Origin of the sequence: Mesorhizobium sp. 1B3 (genome assembly GCF_050958605.1) — a bacterium.
GTDB lineage: Bacteria > Pseudomonadota > Alphaproteobacteria > Rhizobiales > Rhizobiaceae.
The window spans coordinates 109,865-130,950 of the sequence record NZ_JBJHDO010000008.1 but is presented as its reverse complement, the minus strand read 5'-3'; the positions used below and the strand labels follow the sequence as shown (position 1 = coordinate 130,950).

Below are 21,086 nucleotides of genomic sequence, written 5' to 3'. Positions count from 1 at the left end.
CCAGTGGTGGTGCAGACTTTGCGGGGACCTAGCCGGCCCCCGACACCGGCGATCTCATGGAGGTGCGGCCGCGTCGGCGCCGTCGATCGACGGCACCGCGGCAAGCAGGGTTTTGGTGTAGTCGGATTGCGGACGGCCTAGTATGTCGTCGGCGGTGCCGATCTCGACGATGTCGCCGTGGTACATGACCGCCACACGGTCAGCCATGGCTCGCACGACGCCAAGGTCGTGCGTGATGAGGAGGTAGGTGAGCTTCTGAGAACCCCGCAACTCCTTCAGCAAGTCGAGAATGCGGGCCTGGACGGAAACGTCGAGCGCCGAGGTGGGTTCGTCCAGGACCAGGATCTCCGGCTCCATGGCCAGCGCACGCGCAATGTTGACCCTCTGCTTCTGCCCGCCACTGAGCGAGCGGGGGTGGCGCGCCATCACCTCGGCAGGCAAGGCGACCATTTCGAGAAGCTGGAGCACCCGTGTCCGTCGCGCGGCCCGGTCCTTCATGCCGCGCAGCTTGAGCGGCAGCGAAACGATCTCCTCGATGGTCTGACGGGGATTGAGCGCTGAAGAGGGATCCTGGTGGACCATCTGGATCTTGTCACGATAAAGGGCGCGATCCCTCAAGCCAGCCTCTCTCAGGCCGCCGATGTTGATCTTCATCTCTCCTTCGCTCGGCAGAAGGCTGCCGCAGATCATGTTCGCAAGGGTCGATTTTCCGGAGCCGCTCTCTCCTACGATGGCGAAGGTCTCGCCGGCGGCGACATCGAAGCTGACGCTCTTCACGGCTGCCTTGTCGCCGAAATAGCGTGTCAGCCGCTCGACGCGCATTTGCGGGCTGGCAGCGCTATCAAAACTCTGGCGTTGTTCGACCTCGGCATGAAGGCGCGGAATGGCGGCGACCAGACGCCGAGTGTAAGCGTGCCGGGGCGTATCGAGTATTGCGCCGGTCGGCCCCGTCTCGACAACGGCACCTTGGTACATCACGTAGCAGCGCTGGCAGAGCCAACGCGCAACACCCAGGTCGTGGGTTATATAGAGGCCCGCGAGGTTTGCCCTCTCGACCAGATCCCGAATGAGTTCGACGGTGCGCTTCTGCACCGTCACGTCGAGCGCCGTCGTGGGCTCGTCGGCGACGAGCAGCTTCGGCTTGCCGCGCATGGCGAGCGCCAGCAGCACGCGCTGTCGCATCCCTCCGGAAAGCTGAAGCGGATAGGAGGACAGCACCCGTTCAGGCTCCCGGATCTTCACCAGGTCAAGCAGCTCGATCGCATGCTCCTCGGCTTTCGCCAGGTGATCCCGGCTTCGCCGCAGACGGGCGTAGCGCCAGAGGCTCCGCCCCGCCGCGTCCCAGGTCAGGTAGTCCGCCATTTGATGGCCGATTGTGAAGCTCGGATTGAGCGCGCCCATCGGATCCTGCGGCACGTAGGCGATCTCGCGCTTGAGCGCTTCGCGCGCGGAAGCGTCGATCGTGAGGAGGTCGCGCCCGAGGAGCCGTGCCGAACCGCCCAGCACCCGGGCGTTCCGGCCCAGGATTCCCAGAACGTATTTCGCGGTGACCGTCTTGCCAGAACCGGATTCTCCGACAAGTCCGACCATCTCGCCCGCGTTCACGGAGATGTCGATGCCCCGCAGCACCTCCTTGGCTCCCGCATGGGTATTGAAACCCAGCCGGAAATTCTCGAGGGAAATCAGCGGTTCCTGCATGGCGGACTTTCGATCGACAAGAGGTGGCTGCGGAAGATCATCCAGCGATCCGATTGGTCAGGCCCATTCGCGCCATGAGCGACGCGACGTTCAGCGCCGCGAGCGCCGGACAGATCACCGGTATCGGACTGTCGATGCGGGGCGCGAGCCCGAAGAGAGCCATGCAGCCGAGCACCACGCTGTCGGCGCCCTCCTGGTGGGCTGCATGAGCTTCGACGGACAATCGCTCGAGCGTCTGGTCGAGGTCTGCACGAAGCTCGAGAACGGGCTTGTTCACCTGGCGCACCGACACCAGCCTGTCGCCGAAGCCGTATCCGTGGATCCGCTGCCTGTTCATCCTGCGGCTGCCCGCCGGCATGATCAATGTGAAGCGCTCGCCTGCCAGGGAAGCGAGCTGGCAAGCCGCCATCAGGGGGCCGATCACCGGCGGAGCGAAGCTCTGGCGAAGCGCATGCACGCCAGGATCCGCCGCGCACCAGGGAATGACGGCATTCACCGTGGAAAGATCCTTCGCCTGAAGAGTACGGCCGATCTCCACGCCTGCCCAGTCGCGCTCGGCTTCGGTCTCGATGCTTTCGGGCCCGACGTCGTTGCGCCAGAGCTCCAGCTCGACGTCGGGCGCCGCGTTGGCCAGGAGGAAGGCCCGACGCTCGGCAATTGCCTGGTCCGTCATGGTGACGTTGGGAATGACGATCGCGATTTTCATGGTGTTCACTCGATTGAGGTCGGTAACGTCATTCGCCGGCGAAGAAGTCTCGTAGCCCGTCGCCGATCATGTTGAGGCTCATCACGGTCACGAAGATCGCAAGGCCGGGAAAGAGCGACGGCCACCAGGCTCCGGGCAGATAATTCCGCCCCGAGGCGACCATCAGACCCCACTCCGCCGCGGGTGGATTTGCGCCCGCGCCGAGAAAGCTGATGGAGGTGCCGATAAGGATGACGGCGCCTGCGTCCAGCGATGCCGTCACGAGAATGGACGAAGCCATATTGGGCAGGATTTCGCGGAACAGGATATGCCGGTCGGACGCTCCCATCTGGCGGGCGATGTTCACATAGGCCTCGTTCTTCAGCGAAAGTGTCTGACCATGGGCAATGCGCGCGAAGACGCGCCACCACACGATCGACAGTGCGATCATCGCGTTGACGAGGCTGGGGCCGAGCAGGACGCTGATCGCCAGCGCCAGCACCAGTGCCGGGACGGAGGAAAAGACGTCCACCACGCGCATGATGACGCGCTCCACCGCCCCGCCATAGTATCCCGCGACCATCCCCAGAGGCACCCCGATCACCACGGCGACGGCGATGACGACGAGGCCGAGGCCGAGCGACATGCCGGTACCCGCCATCACGCGGCTGAGAATGTCGCGCCCGGCCTCGTCGGTTCCGAAAAGGAACTCGCTGGACGGCGGCTCGAGCATCCGGTCGAAGTTGACGGCGTCGGCAATGTCGTCCGGATAGGGCACCAGCCACGGCCAAGCCATCATCACGAAGCAGAGGATCAACAGGCAAAGGCTGCCGAACACTGCCGGCTTGTTGCGCAGGAAACGCCGCAGGCCGCCGAAGCTCAGCACCTCGCTGAGTTCGCTGTCCAAGGCGGCAATCGTCCCTTCGCCGCGGGAAGCATCCGGGAGCCGGGTCATTTCTCTGCTCCCAGTCGTATGCGCGGATCGACGATCGGATAGAGGAGCTCGACGACGAAATTCAGCACGACGACGAAGAGGCAGATCACCAGCGTGATGCCGATGACGCCGTTGAAATCGTTCGCGATGATGGCATCCGCGCCGAAGCGCGCAAGCCCGGGCCAGGCGAACACCTTCTCGACCACGAAGCTGGAACCGATCATGATCGGAATGAGGAAGCCGATGATGGTCAGCGTTGGTGTAGAGGCGTTGCGCAGGACGTATTTGAAGTTGATGAGAAACGGATGCATGCCCAGCGCGCGGGCATATTCCGGATAAGGCTTGTCGAACTCGTCGATCATGGAGGCACGCACCATGCGCATGATCGTGGCCAGCGGGCCGGCGGCCAACACGAGCGCAGGGCATATCAGGTGGCTCAGCGCATTGCGAAAAGCCGTGAAATCCAGTGCGATGAGGCTGTCGACGGTCAGAAATCCCGTGAAGGCCGCCGGCATGTCGACGCTGGACCGACCGGTGATCGGCACCAGGGCCAGTGCCAGCCCGAACACGAACTGCATCATGATGCCGACCCAGAACTGCGGGAAGGAAACACCGATCAGCGCCACGATGCGACTGGCCTGATCGGCGATGCGGTCGCGATAGACGGCTGCCAGAACCCCGAGCGGCACGCCGGCGACGACGGCGATGGTCAGAGCGGCGAAGATCAGTTCCAGCGTCGCGGGCAGTCGTTCGAGAATGACACTGGTGACGTCACGCCGTTCCACGAGCGAGAGACCCATATTGCCGGAAAGAAGCCCCGTGACGAAATGGACGTACTGGGCGGGCAAGGGCTGATCGAGCCCGAGTTCCGAGCGCAGTTGCGCCATCTGCTCAGGCGTGGCCCTGTCGCCAAGCGCAGCTGCCACCGGATCTCCCGGCAGAACCCTGGTCAACAGGAAAACCAGTATCGAGACCCCGACCAGCACCACGAGCATCTGGCCGAGACGAGAGAGAACAGCAAAACCACGCATGAGAAAAGCTTCGTTCCTGGGACACCGAGCACGATCCAGGCCGGAAGGGGCCGGCCTGGATCGCTCGCTCGGTTACTTTTGGTTCCTCGCGAAGTCAGGATTGGCATCGTCGAGGCGCCATTTCTCGAAACGCATGTCGTAGAACATTGCGCCGCCGCTGTCGGGGAAGGCTTCGACATACGACCAATAGGTGGTCGAGCGAACCTCCGTGTGGGAAAAGACGGAAGGGCTATCCTCGGTGATCAGTTTCGCCGCTTCGCAATAGGAGGCCTGCTGCTGCGCTACATCGGTCGACGTTTGCGCCATCTCGAGCAGTTCCGTCACCTTCGGATTTTCGTAATACATCCCTCCGGGCGGATAGGGGTCGCCCCAACCTGCCTTCCGATAGTAGCTGAGGAACAGCATCGGATCGGGATATTTGGCGGGATCGTAGAAGACGGTGAGATCGAAAGCCGTCTCAGGCTTGGTCTGCGCGGCCGTGATGTCGGCCCAGCGGACTGCCTGGACTTCCGCGTTCAGCCCGATCTTCTTGAGGTTGGTCGCGGTGAGGAGCGCGATGTTGTTGAAGCGCTCGCTGCCGGCAACGGCCGCTATCTTCAATGGACGCTTGCGAAGCTCCTCCGCGGAATATTTCGACTTCGAGAGATACTCGCGCGCCTTCTCCAGATCGAACGCATAACCGGCGATGGGCTCACAATTGCCGAGCATGGAATCGGGCACAGGCCCTCCCATGGGACCGCCGGCTCCGGTGATATGCTTGATGAGCGTGGCTTCGTCGTGCGCGGAGGCGACGGCGCGCCGGACCCACACGTCGTCGAGCGGCGCCGCGGAGTTGTTCATGATGAGGTACCAGGCCGTCTGCATCGCATCCTGGCGCATCTTGAAGCGCTGATCCGAACTGATCTGCCGCTGTACCGGGATCGGCAGCGACCAGTCCCCGACATCGATCTCGCCGGCACGCAGCTTGGTGCCGATCGTAGCCATTTCAGGGGTGATCTGAAACTCGACGATTGCGGGAGCCTTCTGGTCCCACGGCGTCAGGGTATAACCCTCGAACTTCTTTAGCCTGACAAGCTCGCCCTGGCTGTAGCTCTCGAGCATATAGGGGCCCGAGCCTGCGTCGCCCGATCGCAAGTATTCCGCGCCATAGTCCTTCATGTCGCCGTGGGGGCCGTCCCCGAGGTTCGCCAGGATGACCTTCTTGTTGACGATCTTGAAGGTGACAAGCGCCTTGAGAAAACTTGAACTTGGCTTGTCGAGCCGGAACACCACCGTGGATGCGTCGGGAGCCTCGACGTTGTCCTTGTTCAGGCCGCGGAAGTTCGACGCCGCCGGGCCGTTCAGCGCGAGCATCCGCTGCATCGAAAACGCCACGTCCTCGGCTGTCAGCGGTGATCCGTCGTGGAATTTCAGACCTTCGCGTATCTTGAAGGCGTAGGTCTTGCCGTCCTCGGAAACCTGCCAGCTTTCTGCGACCCACGGCACCACACCTTTCTCGGCATCCGGCCAGACGAGGCTGTCATAGAGATTGTATCCGGATGCGAGCTCCCAATTGTTGGTCTGGTAGACCGGGTCAAGCGTGCTGACTTCCATGCCGACGCCCAGGCGCAGCTTGATGTCGGCGGCCTCGGCCAGCGGCATGGCGCCGAGCACAGACAGCGCGCAGGTAGCAGCAAGCGCGTAGCTGCGGACAGCACCAAGCCCGCGGAAGTTTCTCCGTTTCCACGTCATTGAAGTTCCCCATTCTCAGGAAAAGCCGGATGCTCACGCGTCCCGGCGGTGGCGGTTATCGATCTTTTTTTTTAAGAATAAGACTGGTCGGCCAGGCATTTTTCAATTGCTTTTTTTGCACCGCCGTGGTGACCTGAAGTCACCATCTGCCGCCGGTCGATTGCTTCCGCGTCTTCGGGTCGCGAACGATTTGGCGTGCAGGCGAACAGGAAGTGGTGCATGAGTCTCAAGGTCTCACAGCTGCCGTCCCTGACGGCGCTGCGTGCTTTCGTGACTGTCGGGGACGTTCTGAGCGTTCGACAGGCGGCGGAAATTCTTCACGTCGACCATGCTTCGATTTCGAGGCATCTGCGCGGCCTCGAAGAGAGCATCGGCGCTCAGCTTTTCGAAAGAAACGTGCGATCGCTTGCGCTCACGCCCTTGGGCAGCACATATCACAGGCAGGTCAGGCAGGCCTTCGACGTCTTGTGCGAGGCGACTTCCGCGGTCATCGAAGCCCGGCCGCGGGTGCTCACGCTTCATGCCACGCCGGGGCTCGCACATGAGATGCTGCTGCAAAGCATCCCAAAGCTCGCAGACGCACTGGCGACATGGAAGATCAATCTGCTGACCAGCATGGATGGTTCGATCAGCCCGGCTCCTCCGGGGGAGGTCCATGTCCAAATACGCTACGGCGCCATCGACGATCTCAATTCAGGATATATCCAGCACAAGATCTACGAGCCGCGCCTGTTTCCCGTGGCAAGCCCGGCTCTTCTTGAACGGTATCCGCCCATCACAACGGTGGACCAGATGCTGAGTCTGCCGTTCCTGTGCAGCGACACGACGGGTCTGTGGGATGAATGGGCCATTCGCGCCGGAGCCGGGCGGGCCGTTCAGATGCGCGGCATCGAAATGCCCAATACGCACCTTGCCCTCCAGGCCGCCACGCTGGGACAGGGGATTGCGCTCGGCAACTCGTTGCTCGCCAAGAACGCGATCGCGCGCGGAGAACTCGTGGAGCTCCTGGACACCGATATCACGATTTCCGCATACTACCTGATCTGCCCATCTTACTATTGGGAACGTAGCCCTATCGTCGAGTTGCGGCGCTGGCTCGCAAGGGAACTCGGTTTAGCGGAAACTGCCGGCTAGTGGCTGTTTGCTAGCCAACTAACCCTTGGCCTGATCGGGCAATCCCGGAAGGATCCATGGCCAGGGATCCGGAAATTCACCAACCGGCACCTCGATCACCGTAGGCAGATCCCTGCCGAATGCGTCGCTCAACGCCTGCTCCAGTTCCGCCGGCGTCCGTGCTCTCTCGCCATATGCACCGAAGCTGCGCGCAAAAGCCGGGAAGTCAGGATTGGTCAGGTCGGTGGCGATCACTCGCCCGCCATAAACGGTTTCCTGGATACGGCGCACATTGCCGTAACGCCCATCGTTGAAGATCAGCGTGACGACGCCAATGCGATGTTTGACCGCCGTGGCGAGCTCGGTCGCTGCGAACATGAAGCCGCCATCCCCGGCGATCGCGACCACCTGGCGGTTCGGATGCGCGACCTTTGCTCCGATCGCCGTCGGAAAAGCATAGCCGAGTGTGCCCTGATAGCCGGAAGTGATCAGGGTTCCCGGCTGGCTGGCCGGAAAGGCGGCGTTCGCAACGTAGCCGACCTGGGTGTAATCCGTCACGATGACGCCGTCTTCCGGCAGGGCGGAGCGAATGGCGCGGATCATCTCCATCTGCGGAGCGAGTGCGTTTTCCATCCTGGCTGCCCCGGTCTTTTTCGCGACTGTGATTTCAGGGCGCGAAGCAACCGTCAGGTCCGGCAGCAACTCGATCAATCCGGGCAGGGCCGTTCGCGCGTCGGATCGGATGAAAAGATCGGCTTCCCGGACGGCGGGCGCCGAATGGGGATCGATATCGATGACAGCCAGCCGCATGCCTTCCGGCCGCGGCCATGCCCGTAAAGGATGCTTCATGCGCGTGCCGACCGCGATCGCCAGGTCGCAATCGGACCAAAGCTCCGCGGCGGAAAGGAAGTTCAACGAAAGCGGATCGCGATCGTCCAGGATGCCCTTGGCGCGGCCTTGTGCGACCACGGGAATTCCATATGCATGCGCCAATCGGCGAAGTTCGTCCGCCGCGGCGACAGCTCCACGGCCGGCAAAGATCAAGGGACGGCGGGCGCTCCGGATTAGGTCGGCAAGAGACGCTAGCCGGCTTCTGTTCTGCTCCTCGGTCGCATGTGGGGTGGCGCTCGCCGGCGAATGGCCCGACGAAACCTTTGCGGCAAGCACGTCGGGCGGCAGTTCGATCGCCGCAGGGCCGAAGCCCGGGCGACCAAGGATATCGAGCGCATTGTGGATCGCCAGCGCCACATGCTGCGGAGAAAAAACCAGTTCGTGTGAGCGCACCAGCCGCGATACGATGCCTGCCTGATCCGGCAATTCGTGCAGTTCGCCATAACACTTGCCGATGCGGGTGCTGTCCACCTGGCCGATCAGAGCCAGCACCGGACTTCCGCAGGCATAGGCAGTGGCGATCGCCGCGCCCGCGTTCAGCATTCCGGGGCCTGGAACCACGGTGAAAACCCCCGGCTCGCCGGCAGCTTCGGCATAGCCGAACGCCATATAGGCAGCACCCTGCTCGTGGCGGCTGTCGATCACTTTGACCCGCGACCGATGGTCGTGCAGCGCGCTGAAGAGCGCGTCCAATTGAATGCCCGGGAGGCCGAAGACGGTCGTTACCCCGCGCTCGATCAGACTGGTGACCGCGAGGGTTGCGCCATTCGCTTCTTCTTGCGCTATCGAATTCCGCCGATCTTCCGTCAGGTCCATGCCGTTCGCCATCGCTATTTCCTGCTGGAGTTGTTCAACTCCAGTACGCGACGGCCTTTGATCTCGACAATTGACAATTCGACACCAGCTTGGTGCAGCGAAGTCACCAGGGCTCGCCGATCACCAGCTCACGTCCCCGCCGTTCGGCGAAATGGACTGTCCGACCATGAAGCTCGCTTCGTCCGACGCGAGATAGACGTAGGCGGGTGCGATTTCCTCCGGCTCCGCGATGCGCCTGATCGGGAGCTGCGAGGTCTTCCATTCCCGCCAGGCGGGATCGCTCGCCCGCCATGTCATCGTGTCCGTCGGACCGGGACAGACGCAGTTGACCATGACGCCACGCGCCGCGACCTCCTGGGCGACCGCTGCGCTCAGCGCTACCACCGCTGCCTTCGTGGCGCTGTAGGCGGCGGCTCCTGCCGCCGGCTTGTGGGCGAGTTGGGACGCGGTATTCACGATGCGCCCATAGCCCTGATCGAGCATTGCAGGGAGGGCATGGTGCATTCCGAACGCCACACCACGCAGATTGACGTCCATCAATCGTTGCCAGACAGCCCAGCCGATCTCGGTGAAGTCTCCAGGCGGCTGACCGATCCCGGCATTGTTGACCAGTATGTCGATCCTGCCGTGATGTTTGATCGTTCTTGCAACGGCGGCCGCAACATCGGACTCTATCGTCACATCGCAGCTCACATGGATCGCCTGTCCGCCTACAGCGGCGATCGCCTCCACGGCTGACTGCCGTTCCGCTTCGGCCGCGTGATCGGCAATGACGACACGCGCTCCCTCGCGAGCGAAGGAGAGAGCGACGGCACGGCCAATGCCGGTCGCCGCCCCGACGATCAAGGCGCTGCGGCCCGCAAGTCGCATCGAGCGCAACTTTCTCAGGCCGTTGCAGTGACCATGATTTCGACCGTGTATTCAGGAGCCGCGAGTTTTGCCTCCACGCAGGCGCGGGCGGGAGCATGCCCCTCCGCCACCCAAGCGTCCCAAACGCCGTTCATTTCGTTGAAGGTGGCGATATCGGTAAGCCAGATCGTTGCGTTGAGGATTTTGCTTTTGTCGGATCCGGCCTCGGCCAGAAGGCCGTCGATGCGCGCAAGGATGTCGCGCGTCTGTTCGGCAACGGGCTTGCCTGGGGCGCCGCTCGCGACTTGGCCAGCGAGGTAGACAAGCCCTCCGTGCTGCACGATTTGGCTCATACGCTGATTGGTGTGGCTACGTTGGATCGTCATCGGGGATCTTCCTGATTTGGTTCGAGGGATTAGGTTAAGGATTCTTCGCGGCCGCGCACGAGCTGGGAAAGAGCCACCGCGATGACCAGCGCGCCGCCATAGAACAAGTCCTGGACAAAGGTGTCGATTCCGAGGATCGACAGGCCGGTGATTCCGGTGACCAGCAGGTAGACGGCAATCATCGATCCTATCGGGTTGAATCTACCCGGCGCAATCGTGGTCGCCCCAAGATAGGCGGCAGCGAAGGCGGGCAACATCAGCTGCGTCCCCGAATTGGGGTCTGCCGAACCCGACGTTCCCGCGTAGAAGACGCCGGCAATGGCCGCGAACAGACCCGACGCAAGGAAGCAGATCAGCCGCACCCGGGTTACCGGTATTCCCGAGAGGCGAGCCACGTCGCGTCCGCAGCCCACAAACAGCGCCTTTCGTCCCAGGGAGGTGAACTCAAAGATGTAGAGGAGCAGCAGCGCGAGAGCGAGAGCATAATAGAAGGCCAGCGGGATGCCGAGGAAACGCGTCAGGATGACCGCGTTGACGAGGCTCCAATCGATCCCGCCGATCGTGCGCGAGCTGCTGATCCACAGGGTAATACCGTGAAGGAAGGTTCCCGTGCCCAAGGTGACGATCAGCGAATGGATACGGAAATAGAGCGTGAAGAAGGCATTGAGCAGTCCGGTCAGCAGGCCGACCACCAGAGCTGCCGCAATGGCCCAGCCGATCGGCCAGCCCTGTCCGACATTCAGGACGGCGATCACCATGGATGAGAGGGTGAGCACTTGCGCGATGGACAGGTCGATGTCGCCCGCGGTCAGTGGGATGATCAGGCCCAGCGTGAGAATGACCAGCACGGCCTGCGAGCCGAAGATGGTAGAGAAGTTCGGCCAGGTCAGGAACGTATCGGGCGACAGGATGCCGAACACGGCGATGATCAGCAGCCAGGCGACCGGCAGGGCGAAGCGCTCGAGCTCCGTCAGGAAAGCGTTGCGACGGCCTTGGCGCACCTCGACTGCGCTTGGCTGGTTCGCTGCTATTTGGCTTGCTTCTGTCATGGGGAATTCTCGTTGAGAAACTCGCCGGAACCAACTCCGGCCTGACTGTTCAGACAGCGCTCTGTGATTGCGGTTTTCGTGACGTCACTGCCCGCAAGGCTCCCGACGACCTGGCCGCGGCTGAAGATCAGCACCCGATCGCAGATCATCTCCAATTGCTCGTGATCCGAGCTGGCGCAGATGACTGCAGCGCCTCGTTCGGCAGCGGCACGAATGAAGCCGTAGACCTGATGACGAGCCCCGACGTCGACGCCTTGCGTCGGCTCGTCGAGCAGGATCAGGCTCGGCTCGGTCTGCAGCCACTTGGCCAGTACGACCTTCTGCTGGTTGCCCCCCGACAGCTCCCGCATGAGGCGGGCAGGATTGGGCGGACGCACGTCGAAGGACTCGACGAGGCGGGCCGCGTGCCGTGCGACTTTGCCCGCGGTGAGGAACAAGCGCGGCAACGTTCGCCCCAGTGCTGGCAAGGCAAGGTTTTCGGCTACGCTCAACCCTTCGGCGATTGCCGACTTCTGTCTGTCGGCCGGGACAAGCACCATGCCGCAGTCGATGGCTCGGCCCGGCGTCAGGTCCGCGATGTCTAAGACCTTGCCGTTCAAGCTAATCTGACCGCTTGCCGGCGTGGCGCCATAGAGGTGGTAAGGGATGCGATCGTAACCGGAACCGACAAGGCCTGTGAGGCCCAGCACTTCGCCCGCCTCGACGGCAACGTCGAAACGAGGCAGTCCTTCGGCGACAAGACCTCGGACAGCGAAAGCCTCGACGCCCCGCTTCAATGTCGCCGTTGCGCGTTCCGTCGCCAGCCGGCGGCCGACAATGGCGTCGATGAATTGAGTCTTCGACGCTTCGGCCGTGGTCAGGCTGGCGGCAATCCGCCCGTTGCGCAGAACCGTAGCTCTGTCGGTAAGCTCCTTCACCTCGTCAACGTCATGCGAAACGAAGATGACGCTTGTTCCCTGGCCCGCCAACTTCCGGACAAGCGAGAACAGCCTGTCGACATCGGCGCCCGACAGGAATGGCGTCGGTTCATCGAGGATCAGCAAGCCACCGCCGGCATCGGAGGTTTCCGCGATCTCCTGGAAGGCACGAACGATCGCGACGAGCGCACGCTCCACCGGAGCTAGGTCGGCGATCTGCATCCTGGGATCGATCGCGAGCCCGTGGCGAGCAAAGATCTCCCTCGCCTCTCGATGGGCACTCGGCCAGCGGATCAAGGGATTGGCCTCTCGCACCAGCCGGCGCGCCAGAAGGTTCTCGGTCACCGACAATGTCGGGACGAGACCCAGCGCCTGATGGACAACGGCAATGCCATAGCGGCTGAATTCGCCGGGCGGCAATGGAAGCGGCAGCTCGCGCCCTCCGAGCGTGACGCGTCCCCCGTCGGGAACATAGACGCCCGACAGCATCTTGATGAGCGTCGACTTGCCCGAGCCGTTGTGACCGAGCAGGCCGTGGATCTCGCCATAGTTCACGCTGAGCGAGATGTCGTCCACGACCTTGGACCCCCCGAAGGACTTGGTCAGCCCTTCGACGACAAGGTTTGCGGCAGCTCGACCGGCTACCGTCGAGGTCATTATTGCAGGCCCCAGAGCTTGCGGTAACCGGAGACATAGGCGTCACCATATCCCGTGGAGATCTGGGGCGGGGTGCCGGCCGTCTTCGCATTCGACGCGTCGAAGATATAGAGCGGGACCTTCGGGTCCTTCACAGGCGGCAGCCCGCAGAGCATGCGCATTTCCGCATCCACGATGGCATGGGCCACCCAGTCGATGCTCTCGCCGATATCCATTTCCACGCTGCCCTGCTGGACCAGTTGCAGCACGTAGGGGCTGCCGTTGAAGGTCGCGATCTTGACGCGATCGGCCGACTGGGTCAGTTGCACAGCGGGAACCACGAATTGCGCCATGCCGTCATAGATGGGCAGGATATAGTTGATGGAGGGGTCGCGCAGCAGCGCGGCCTGGACGGTAGACTGCATCCGTGTAGCCCAATCCGTAACCGGCACGTTCAGATACTGGACCTTGCAGTCCTCGCATGTATCCATCACCTCCTTGATGCCGTTCTGGAGCGAATTCGCGGAAAAAGAATCCTCGGCGACGATCGCCAGAACATTCGCCTTCCCTTCGGTCTTCATAACCGCCCATTGGGCCATCAGCCGGCCGGCCTGTGTATAGTCGATGTGAACATTCTGGAAAGGTGTCGGCGCGGGCGTATCGAAGCCGGACGCATGGGCCGCCACGATCTTGATGCCTGCCTGGTCTGCCTGCGTGGCCTGCGGGACGAGAACGCGCGGATCCGACATCAGAACGTCGACGAGATTGTAGCGCTGGGTAATGGCCTGGTTGATGCCCTGAATCCATTGCGACGGCTGGCCCTGGGTTTGGTAGTGGTCGTACTGGAAACCGATCTCCTTGGCGATCTCGGTCATTCGCGTAGCGACCGCGCCCGTGAATTCGACCGCGCTGGAGAAGGGCACAACCATCATTTTCTTGCCGCTCATGCAGCTCTTGGCGTCGAACGGTTCGCCCGGCGCAACGAAGGTCGGAAGCTTTTGATGCTCGGCAATGCTCGCCTTGATGGCGTCCAAATCCGTCGCCATGGCGGAACCCATGGTGACGGAGCCGATGATTGTTGCCAGGCCTGCCAGGCCAACAAGATGATTGATCCTCATGTCATCCCTCTCTGGATGGTCCGCTTTCGGCGGATTTGTTGTGTTTGCAGGCCCGGCTCAACCGGGAGCCCGCTATTGCCTCCGAGCTGACGAGTTCTTCCCGTCCTTTACACGGGGTAGGATCGTGAGGACGGACATTTCACGCAATCGAAATGATTTGAAGCAGACACTTCAAGAATTCTGAAGTAATATGTCGGCATAAGAGCGAATGCCTGTCGACAGGTCGATGGCGGGCCGCCAATCGAGATCACGCAAAGCGGCTTCGATGCTGTAGGGACCCTGAGGATCCGAGAGCGGATCGAGAGCCGGCTCGACCTCTATCGGTGGACCAGGCACAATTTTGCGGACCTGCTGGGCGATCTCCCGGAGTGTGAAGCCCCGGTCGGCGGCAATCGTATAGGCCGGCGAACCGAAAGACCGGGCCGCCAGGGCTGCCTTCAATGCCGCCGCGACATCGTCGATATGGACATAGTGATAGCGCTGCCGACCTCCGATCGGCAGCGACAGCGGCCGGTTCTCCAAGCCCGCGACGATCATGTCACGGATGAAACATGGGGTTCGCCGGCCAGGACCGTAGACCGCGGCGATGCGCAGGCTTGCCCCCGACATGCCGTACTGCCGGCAATAAGCCTCCAGAAGGGCTTCGCCGGCGACCTTGCTCGCCGCATAGGGCGTGGATGGGTGCAACGCACGCGCCTCGCCGACCTGGACGTCGGGAGGCGTCGGGCCGTATACGCTCGCCGAGGAAGCGAATATGAAGCGGGGCACGAACCTCCTGCGAGCAAACTCCAAAAGGTTGATGGTGCCTGTCGTATTCGCGCCCGCCACCCGTGCAGGATCGTCACGATGGAGCGCGGGGCCGGAAATCGCGCCGCAATGGACGATCGCGTCAAATCTCTTGCCGGATGCGACCCTCAGGAGCCCCTCCAGATCGCAAAGATCGCACGCAAGGACGCCACTGCCTTTCTCGCCCGCTATGTCGACGCCGGTGACGTCGTAGCCTTCCTTTTGCAGGATCTCTGCCGTTTTCGAACCGACGAAACCGGCAGCTCCGGTCACCAGGACCGCCCCCGTCATCTCCTTGCTCGCGGCGGATGGTTAGCGCGCCAATGGTCGGCAATGTCGATGCGCCGGGTCACCCATACATCGTCCGCTGCCGCGACATGGTCGAGGAAGCGCTCCAGGTCCGCCGCCCTGCCCGGCCGTCCGACGATGCGAGTGTGAAGGCCGATGCTCATCATCCTTGGGGAAACCTCGGCCTCCCAGCGCAGGAAGTCGAAGGCCTGGATGAGATAGGCCGAAAAGCTCGGCGACTGGTATCCGTAGGTGTTCACGTATCGCCCATCGTTGTTATCCAGCGTATAGGGGACGACGAGGTGATCCTGGCCGTTCACCTCCACCCAATAAGGCAGATCGTCGGCGAAAGAGTCCGCGTCGTAGGTAAACCCTCCTGCTTCGACGAGCAGGCGGCGCGTGTTGACGCTCATGCGGCCCGTATACCAGCCAGTCGGGCGGGACCCGGTCACCTCGGTATGGATGCGGATCGCCTCGGCGATCTGCGCCGCTTCCTGTTCTTCGGGCATCTCCGCGTACTGGATCCAGCGCAGGCCATGGGAAGCGATCTCGAAATTGGCTTCCTTCATCGCGGCGACCGCTTCCGGGTTCTTCTGGAGCGAGGCGGCGATGCCGAAGATCGTCACCGGCAGTTTGCGCTCCGTGAACAACCGGTACAGCCGCCACCAGCCGACACGGCTGCCATATTCGTACTGCGATTCCACATTAATATTGCGGATGTTGGGAAAGGCCACGGTAGGCTCTTCCGTGAGAAACGCTTCGCTCTGCCGGTCGCCATGCAGCACCGAATGCTCGCCGCCCTCCTCGTAGTTGATGACGAATTGCACCGCGAGTTTCTTTCCTCCCGGCCATTTCGGGTCAGGCGGAGTGCGGCCGTAGCCGGCCAGATCGCGGGGATATGTCATGGCTTGCTCCTCTCTCAGTAGGCCAGGGCATGCAGCCCAGCGGCGAGCACGCGAATACCTGCAACGATGTCCTCTATCGATGAAAATTCATCGGGCGTATGGCTGCGTCCATCCTTCGAGCGGACAAAGATCATGGCCACCTTGGCGATGGCGGCCATTTGCTGCGAATCGTGGCCGGCACCACTCGCCATAGTCATGTAGGGCACGGCCTGTTCAGACGCGACGCGCTGCAATGTCGAGACGATTTCCGGATTGGAGGGCGACGGCTCGTGATCGATCATCACGCGCCAATCGACCTCGAGGCCCCTCCTGTCGGCGACCTCGCGCATGAGGTTTTCGTGCATCTCGTAGAGGCGGCGCCGCGCGGCCGCGTCCGGATGACGGGCGTCGATCGAGAACTCGACGCTGGCCGGGATGATGCCGGGAAAATTCGGCTCGACGAGAACCCGTCCGACCGTCGTGACCGCCGGCCGACCCACGCGGTGCGCCGTATTGATCAAGCCGGACGCGATCTCGGCGAATCCCGCCAGCGGGTCGTGGCGGATGTCCATCGGAAAGGCGCCGGCGTGGTTCTGGACTCCGCTGATCCTGGCGCCGTAATGGCGGATCCCGGTGATCGCGTCGACCACCGCAACCGGCAGACCGGCTTGTTCGAGAATAGGCCCTTGCTCGATGTGGAGCTCCACGAAACTGTCTATGTCATCGCGCTTCGCGTCGGGAATCCGGGCCGGATCGAGGCCGACCTCCCGCATGGCTTCAGCGATCGTCTCTCCCGAGAATGCGATGACGCGCTCCGGGTCACCGGGTGCGATGCGTCCGGTCACCGCGCGCGACCCCCAATAATTGGCGTTGGGGAAGCGGCTCGACTCCTCCTCGCAGAAGGCGACCGCCTCCACTGTGCGCTTGGGTGGCCCGAACTGCTCCTTCAACGCCTTCACTGCGATCAAGGCCGCGACGGCGCCCAGCGCTCCATCGTAGCGACCGCCGGGCGTCTGGGAGTCGATGTGGGACCCCGAGGCGACGGATTTCTCCCCGCTCGATCCGCGAAGCCGTCCCCACACATTGCCGACAGCATCGCGATGGACGTCCAGACCGGCCTCTTCACATGTCCGCGCATAGTAGTCGGTCGCGGCAACCCATTCCGGCGAGTAGACCGTGCGGGAGACCCCGGTCGCGCCGACGGCGCCGAAGGACGCGAGCTCCATAATGACTTTCTCGACGAACGCCGGATCGATCTCGATAAGCTTTGCTGAACTGGGCACGGTCTCTCACTCAATGGTCGCTGAATATCGAAACAGGCAATCGGGACCTGCTCTGTGGGCGATATGCATCCCACACGGGACACTCCAGGAAAATCGAATTATTTCGGAGGAGACACATCAGAAATCCTGAAGTATGGTCGCCGCAGGCGGAGAACCGGCTTGTGAACTATAGGCAGATCGAAACCTTCTACTGGGCGGCACGATTGGGGAGTTTCGCCCAAGCCGCCGCCAGGCTGAATGCCACTCAATCGGCTATTTCTATGCGCATTCAGGAGTTGGAGGCGCGGATCGGCGTCCAGTTGTTCGATCGTTCACAGCGAACCGCGAGGCTCACCCCGCAGGGCACGTTGCTGATGTCCCACGCGGAGGAGATCCTGCTTGCCTCCGATCGGTTCCTGCACGCCGCCGCCGAAAAGGAGGAAATCGTCGGTTATGTGAGGCTCGGCGTCGCCGAGATCGTGGCGCTGACCTGGCTGCCGAGACTCATACGTTTCGTGCGAGAGAACTATCCGCGCCTGCAGCTCGAGATCGAAGTGTCGTTGTCGCACCTCATAGAGGAGAAGCTTTACGCGGGAACGCTCGACGTCGCCTTCGCGGCCTGCGAAATGTCGCCGTCCCGCTTCGTCTCGACGCCGATCGAGACGATCCAATTCGCCTGGATGTGCAGCCCGGATCTGGCAGCTGTTCCCGAGGTGCTGACGCCCAAGCGGCTTTCCGAGCTGCCCGTTTTCGCAACGTCGCGCGAATGGCAATTTCGTGGTTCGACCCTCACTTGGCTAACGACGAACGACGTGCACTTTCGCAACGTGACCATCTGCAACACGTTCCGCACCGCCGCCAGCCTCGCCATTGCCGGTCTGGGCTTGGCCTATCTTCCCGAGCAGCTTTACCGAGCCGAAATCGAGACGGGCCGCTTGCGGCGCCTGCGTTCGGATCCGGAACCCTCGCCTCTGCAAATTTACGCGATACGCCCGCTGAACGCGGCAGCACCAACCCATCTGCTTCTCGAGAAAGCAGCCGAGACGATTCTTGCCGAACCTGTGGTGGGAGCGAATGCCGTTGCCGACAAATGATTGGCACGATTTATGAACGCGGCTCCGCGGCGATCGCCGACCAGCACATTTCGGCGATGTGATCGCGCTCCGTCTGCGTCAATGGCGTCTCGTCGCTGCGCCGCCATTTCAGCACGTTGCGGATGCCGCCCCCGATGAAGCCTCCGATGTCGCTCACCGGGAAATCGCGCAGCACGCCTGCCGCTTTCGCTTCTCCGACCAGCTTGGCGGTGAAAGCGGTGACGGGCGCGAAGGCGCGGCGCAGCTCGCCACCGGGGATGAGCGGCACGTTCGAAAGATATTCGAACAGGATGGCGCGGTCGCGATCGGCCCAGATGAACTCGATATAGTCCTCGATGTAGCGGCGTATGCGGGCCTCGTGCGGCATCGTAGGATCGTGCTCGACGACGAGCGCCGCCGCAGCTTCCTCGGTCAGGCGCTGATACACGCCCCAGATCAGGTCGTCCTTCGACCTGAAATAGTTGTAGAGCGAGCCCGTCGCGACTTCCGCGGTCGCGGCGATTTCGGCCATCGAGCACTGCAAGCCGTTCCTCACGATGAGGTTCGCGGCCGCCGCCAGAATGCGTTCCCGCTTGTCTGTAACAATTGCATCCATGAATGAACGTTCATTCACCTGTCATGAAAGCTAGGTAGCGATAACCGGGTCCCCGCGCAAGAGCCCATCGCGCGCTCTACAGAATTGTTGCCAGCCCGACAGGAACCAAGCCCATGTCAGACGCCCCATTGACCTTCGTCCACCTGACCGACCTCCATATCGGCAACCCTCTGGTCGAAGACGACCATCTCTATTCCGATACCGCGACCACGCTTCGTCGGATTCTCGCCGAAGTGAAGACGATGGTACCGGCCCCGCGCTTCGTTGTCGCGAGCGGCGACCTCACCAACCAGGGAGATACGGGCAGCTACGAAGAGCTCAAGGCCATCATCGCCGAGGCGGAACTGGACATTCCGGTTCTCTATACGCTCGGGAACCACGACAAGCGCACCGGCTTCTACCCGGTGATGCTCGGCCGCACCGAGGGTCTCGACAAGCCCTACGACCATGCCCAGGTTATCGACGGCATTCACATCATCCTCATCGACACCAGCACGCCCTTCAAGATCGGCGGCCATTTCGAGCCCGGCCAGATCGAGTGGCTCGTGGACGAACTCGACCGGCACCCCGAACTGCCGAAGCTGATCGTGATGCATCATGCGCCGGCGCTCGATCAGCGGCCGGAACTCGAGTGGGAGTCTCTTTCGATCGCGGACACTGACCGTCTGCGCGCCGCGCTCGAGGGCCGCAGCGTGCTGGGCATCCTGTCGGGCCATATCCATTTCGACCGCGTCAGCAACTGGTACGGCATCCCCGTGGTGGTCGGGATCGGCCAGCATGCCGCCACCGATGTGCTCTACCTCCACGAAGGCCTCCGCATGGTGTCGGGAGCCTCCTTCGCGGTCGGGACGGTGCGCCCCTCCGGCCTAACGATCTCCTTCGTCCCGCAACCTTCGGAGCGCCGCGAGCTCAAGGTCTACACCTTTGCCGGCATGGCGGAGCTCGTCAAAGGCCACGAGGCAGCCGCGGCTGTCGCTGCCGAATGAGAGGAACCGAAGCCATGAACCGCAAGACCTTCCTCGCAAGCAGCCTCGCGCTCATTGCCGGTACCGTGCTGCCGGCCTTCGCCCAGCCCATCCCCGCCACCGTCGACCAGCCGGTGACGATCAGCTACTACAATTACAACCTCGCATCGGCCGGAAACGGCGCCGAGGCCACGAAGCGGCTCATCGCCGAATTCGAAGCGGCAAATCCGAACATCAAGGTGGAAGGCATCGGCGTCGGCCCGGCCGAGATCACCAGCCGCATTCAGGCCGATGTCGCCGCCGGCCGTGTTCCGGACGTCGTCCAGATGGTCTTTTCGGACCTGGAATTCACCGTCGACAATCTCGGCGCGGCAGCGCTCGAGGACATGGTTCCGGCCGAGGAACTCGCCGCGCATTTTCAGGGCATGTCCCCGCAGGGGCTGAAGCTCGGTGTGCTGAACGACAAGACCTACGGCCTCGCCTACACCTTCTCGACACCGGTCCTTTTCTATAACGCCGATCTATTCAGCCAAGCCGGGCTCGATCCCGACAAGCCCCCCAAGACCTGGGCGGAAGTCAAATCGGCGGCGCTCGCTATCGTCGACAAGACCGACGCCGAGGGCCTGGCGACCGGAATCTTCGGCCCGACGGCCGGCGACTGGCTGTTCCAGGGCGTTCTTCGCTCCAACAATGGCGGCCTGATGTCGGCCGACCGCAAGTCGCTCACCTTCGCCGAGCCGGCCGCGCTGGAGGCGGTGACAATGCTGCGTGATCTCTATGAGAGCGGCGCCTATGCCAATCTCGATCTCACGGCCGCCATGGAAGGCATGGCCTCGGGCAATGTCGGCATGTATCTCCAGACCTCCGCGATACAAGGCTTCCTGGTCAAGGGCGCCGAGGGCAAGTTCGAGCTGCGCGCCTCGACCATGCCGCGTTTCGGCGACAAGCCGCAGCGTCCGAACAATTCCGGCAGCGCGCTGGTTATCCTGAGCCGCGATCCCCTCAAGCGCCGGGCTGCCTGGGAGCTCATGAAGTCCATGACCTCCAAGGAGGCCTATACGGTCATCACTGCCGAGATCGGATACCTGCCGCTTCGGACCGATATCGTCGACGATCCGAAATATCTCGGCAACTGGGTGAAGGAACACCCGCTCATCCAGCCGAATCTCGAGCAGCTCGGTCTCCTGGAGCGCTGGGAATCCTTTCCGGGCCCGAATTACCGGCAAATTCAGAAGACCATGATGGAAGGCGCGGAAATGGCCGTTTTCGGAGGCGTCGATCCAGCCGAGACGATGCAGGCCGCGCAGGCGTCCGCCCAGGCAATGATGCCGAAGTGATCATCGGCGCAGGCCGGCCTC

General features: G+C 62.5%; 19 protein-coding genes. 4 read left to right on the top strand and 15 right to left on the bottom strand.

Annotated features, from left to right (window positions below; translation table 11 throughout):
* Window positions 1–54 precede the first annotated feature (54 nt).
* The 5 genes from nikE to ACCO56_RS21370 form a co-directional block, all read right to left on the bottom strand.
* The gene (gene nikE / locus ACCO56_RS21390) at window positions 55–1,698 is read right to left on the bottom strand and encodes a nickel ABC transporter ATP-binding protein NikE (RefSeq protein WP_433642880.1); all 1,644 of its coding nucleotides are present in this window, start codon (window positions 1,696–1,698) and stop codon (window positions 55–57) included.
* A 37-nt stretch (window positions 1,699–1,735) separates the two neighbouring features.
* A complete protein-coding gene (locus ACCO56_RS21385) occupies window positions 1,736–2,404 on the bottom strand; it encodes an aspartate/glutamate racemase family protein (RefSeq protein ID WP_433642879.1) in 669 nt (222 codons plus the stop codon).
* Between the two features lie 28 nt (window positions 2,405–2,432).
* Window positions 2,433–3,338, bottom strand: a complete 906-nt coding sequence (locus tag ACCO56_RS21380) for an ABC transporter permease (RefSeq protein WP_433642878.1) — start codon at window positions 3,336–3,338, stop codon at window positions 2,433–2,435.
* Window positions 3,335–4,348, bottom strand: coding sequence for an ABC transporter permease (locus tag ACCO56_RS21375; protein ID WP_433642877.1), 1,014 nt, complete (start codon window positions 4,346–4,348; stop codon window positions 3,335–3,337). Before ACCO56_RS21375 ends, ACCO56_RS21380 begins: the two co-directional genes overlap by 4 nt.
* 72 nt (window positions 4,349–4,420) lie before the next feature.
* Complete coding sequence (locus ACCO56_RS21370) at window positions 4,421–6,079, bottom strand: ABC transporter substrate-binding protein (protein ID WP_433642876.1); 1,659 nt, start codon at window positions 6,077–6,079, stop codon at window positions 4,421–4,423.
* 219 nt (window positions 6,080–6,298) lie between these two features.
* Between ACCO56_RS21370 and ACCO56_RS21365 the strand changes: the two genes are divergently transcribed.
* Window positions 6,299–7,213, top strand: coding sequence for a LysR substrate-binding domain-containing protein (locus ACCO56_RS21365; protein WP_433642875.1), 915 nt, complete (start codon window positions 6,299–6,301; stop codon window positions 7,211–7,213).
* An 18-nt stretch (window positions 7,214–7,231) separates the two neighbouring features.
* Here the strand turns inward: ACCO56_RS21365 and ACCO56_RS21360 are convergent, their stop codons facing one another.
* The 9 genes from ACCO56_RS21360 to ACCO56_RS21320 form a co-directional block, all read right to left on the bottom strand.
* Complete coding sequence (locus ACCO56_RS21360; RefSeq protein WP_433642874.1) at window positions 7,232–8,911, bottom strand: thiamine pyrophosphate-dependent enzyme; 1,680 nt, start codon at window positions 8,909–8,911, stop codon at window positions 7,232–7,234.
* 108 nt (window positions 8,912–9,019) lie between these two features.
* On the bottom strand, window positions 9,020–9,769 hold the full coding sequence (locus ACCO56_RS21355; RefSeq protein ID WP_433642873.1) for an SDR family NAD(P)-dependent oxidoreductase: 750 nt from the start codon (window positions 9,767–9,769) through the stop codon (window positions 9,020–9,022).
* Between the two features lie 14 nt (window positions 9,770–9,783).
* Window positions 9,784–10,134: a RidA family protein gene (locus tag ACCO56_RS21350; protein WP_433642872.1), complete on the bottom strand. Its 351-nt coding sequence runs from the start codon at window positions 10,132–10,134 to the stop codon at window positions 9,784–9,786.
* 29 nt (window positions 10,135–10,163) lie between these two features.
* Complete coding sequence (locus ACCO56_RS21345; protein ID WP_433642871.1) at window positions 10,164–11,183, bottom strand: ABC transporter permease; 1,020 nt, start codon at window positions 11,181–11,183, stop codon at window positions 10,164–10,166.
* The gene (locus tag ACCO56_RS21340; protein ID WP_433642870.1) at window positions 11,180–12,757 is read right to left on the bottom strand and encodes a sugar ABC transporter ATP-binding protein; all 1,578 of its coding nucleotides are present in this window, start codon (window positions 12,755–12,757) and stop codon (window positions 11,180–11,182) included. Before ACCO56_RS21340 ends, ACCO56_RS21345 begins: the two co-directional genes overlap by 4 nt.
* Window positions 12,757–13,854, bottom strand: coding sequence for a sugar ABC transporter substrate-binding protein (locus ACCO56_RS21335; RefSeq protein ID WP_433642869.1), 1,098 nt, complete (start codon window positions 13,852–13,854; stop codon window positions 12,757–12,759). Before ACCO56_RS21335 ends, ACCO56_RS21340 begins: the two co-directional genes overlap by 1 nt.
* A gap of 171 nt (window positions 13,855–14,025) precedes the next feature.
* Window positions 14,026–14,931: an NAD-dependent epimerase/dehydratase family protein gene (locus ACCO56_RS21330; RefSeq protein WP_433642868.1), complete on the bottom strand. Its 906-nt coding sequence runs from the start codon at window positions 14,929–14,931 to the stop codon at window positions 14,026–14,028.
* Complete coding sequence (gene puuE / locus ACCO56_RS21325; RefSeq protein ID WP_433642867.1) at window positions 14,928–15,833, bottom strand: allantoinase PuuE; 906 nt, start codon at window positions 15,831–15,833, stop codon at window positions 14,928–14,930. The genes ACCO56_RS21330 and puuE overlap by 4 nt, the downstream gene beginning before the upstream one ends.
* 14 nt (window positions 15,834–15,847) lie before the next feature.
* Window positions 15,848–17,095 (bottom strand): hydantoinase/carbamoylase family amidase, encoded by a 1,248-nt coding sequence (locus ACCO56_RS21320; RefSeq protein ID WP_433642866.1) that lies wholly within the window; start codon window positions 17,093–17,095, stop codon window positions 15,848–15,850.
* A gap of 161 nt (window positions 17,096–17,256) precedes the next feature.
* Between ACCO56_RS21320 and ACCO56_RS21315 the strand changes: the two genes are divergently transcribed.
* Entirely contained in the window at window positions 17,257–18,168 is a 912-nt protein-coding gene (locus ACCO56_RS21315) for a LysR family transcriptional regulator (protein ID WP_433642865.1), read from the top strand.
* Window positions 18,169–18,178: 10 nt separating this feature from the next.
* On the opposite strand, the gene ACCO56_RS21310 is transcribed toward ACCO56_RS21315, so the two are convergent.
* Window positions 18,179–18,763 carry a TetR/AcrR family transcriptional regulator gene (locus ACCO56_RS21310; protein WP_433642864.1) on the bottom strand — a complete coding sequence of 195 codons (585 nt, stop codon included), beginning with the start codon at window positions 18,761–18,763 and terminating at the stop codon, window positions 18,179–18,181.
* A gap of 113 nt (window positions 18,764–18,876) precedes the next feature.
* Here ACCO56_RS21310 and ACCO56_RS21305 point away from each other — a divergent pair, with 113 nt between their 5' ends.
* Both ACCO56_RS21305 and ACCO56_RS21300 read left to right on the top strand, forming a co-directional pair.
* A complete protein-coding gene (locus tag ACCO56_RS21305; RefSeq protein WP_433642863.1) occupies window positions 18,877–19,749 on the top strand; it encodes a metallophosphoesterase in 873 nt (290 codons plus the stop codon).
* A gap of 14 nt (window positions 19,750–19,763) precedes the next feature.
* A complete protein-coding gene (locus ACCO56_RS21300; protein ID WP_433642862.1) occupies window positions 19,764–21,065 on the top strand; it encodes an ABC transporter substrate-binding protein in 1,302 nt (433 codons plus the stop codon).
* Window positions 21,066–21,086 lie beyond the last annotated feature (21 nt).